Origin of the sequence: Methylobacterium sp. WL116, from assembly GCF_008039455.1 — a bacterium.
Lineage (GTDB): Bacteria > Pseudomonadota > Alphaproteobacteria > Rhizobiales > Beijerinckiaceae > Methylobacterium.
Genome location: NZ_VRUV01000826.1, coordinates 1 through 1,336, shown reverse-complemented (window position 1 = coordinate 1,336; position 1,336 = coordinate 1). Strand labels below are relative to the sequence as shown.

Genomic DNA, 1,336 nt, shown 5'->3' with positions numbered 1-1,336 from the left:
CCGGTGTCGTGGGCTCGGTGATGTGTTTAAGTGTCTGGGGGGTGTGGGGTCGCGCCGCCCGGTCGGGCATCCGTCGGGGACGGATGCCGCGACGCCTCAGCCCTGGCGGGCCTTGAAGCGCTTCTGGGTCTTGTTGATGACGTAGACCCGGCCCTTGCGGCGCACGAGCTGGTTGTCGCGGTGGCGGCCACGGAGCGACTTGAGGGAGTTGCGAATCTTCATCGGTCTTGCACGCGGCGCGGGTCGGACCGGCCGTCCATCGAAAGGGTGTCGGGATCGCACGCCCTCGCGGGCGCACGGCGATGGCGGCGGACGCATCGCGGAAAGAGCGGGCCCCATATCAGGATTCGGCCGCACGAGGCAAGGCACCGCAGCGAAGCATCGCGCAGGGCCGTGCCCGCGTGCCTACTTCTCGCGCCAGGCTTTGGCGACCTGGTCGGCGAGCGGCTTCATCAGGTAGCTCATCACGGAGCGCTCGCCGATCTGGAGGAAGGCCTCGACCGGCATGCCGGGCACGAGCTGGACCTCGCCCAGGCGCTCGCGCTGGGTCTCGGGCACGCGGATGCGGGCGGTGTAGTAGCTCTGGCCGGTCTTGGGATCGGTCGAGACGTCGGCCGAGACGCGGCTCACCGTGCCGTCGATCTCGGGCGTGGTGCGGCTGTTGAAGGCGGAGAACCGCAGCACCGCACGCTGCTCGCGGCGCACGCTGTCGATGTCCTGGGGCGGGATCTTGACCTCGACGGCGAGCTGGTCGGCCGTGGGCACGATCAGCATCGCCGGCTCGGACGGCGTCACCAGCCCGCCCACGGTGTGGACCGTCATCTGGTGGACGGTGCCGTCCTGCGGGCTGCGCAGGTCGATGCGCTTGAGCTGGTCCTCGGCCGCGACCCGCTTCTCGCGCAGCTCCGAGCGCTTGCCGCGGATCTCGGCGAGATCCTTGCCGACCTCGGTGCGCATGTCGCCGTCGACCTGCAGGATCTGCAGCTCGGTCTCGGTGATCTTGCCCTTGGCCGAGGCGGTCTGCGCGACGAGCTGGCCGCGCTCGCCCTGGAGCCGGGCGGTCTCGCGCTCGAGCGCCGTGACGCGCGAGAGCGGCACCAGGTTCTTGGCGTAGAGCTCGCGCACCCCCGTCAGCTCGGTGAGGATCAGCGCGATCTCGCGCTCCTTGGCGTTGGCCTGCTGGGTCAGGCCGCCGATCTCCTGGCGCAGCTGCTCGATGCGCTCGGAGAGCTGCGCCTTCTGCCCGGCGCGGCCGGCGCAGACCTTCTTCACCTCGGCCACGTCCTCGGGCCGCTGCACGAAGGACACCGCGATCCAGTCGGCGCCGACGTTGAGG

2 protein-coding genes are annotated in these 1,336 nt (G+C 70.5%); both read right to left on the bottom strand.

Translation table 11 applies throughout. The features are described 5' to 3' along the window. Window positions 1–96 precede the first annotated feature (96 nt). Window positions 97–222 (bottom strand): type B 50S ribosomal protein L36, encoded by a 126-nt coding sequence (ykgO, locus tag FV223_RS27685; protein WP_003601867.1) that lies wholly within the window; start codon window positions 220–222, stop codon window positions 97–99. 183 nt (window positions 223–405) lie between these two features. Continuing rightward, window positions 406–1,336: HlyD family type I secretion periplasmic adaptor subunit (locus tag FV223_RS27680; protein ID WP_147729885.1), on the bottom strand; the 931-nt coding region annotated here is incomplete at its 5' end.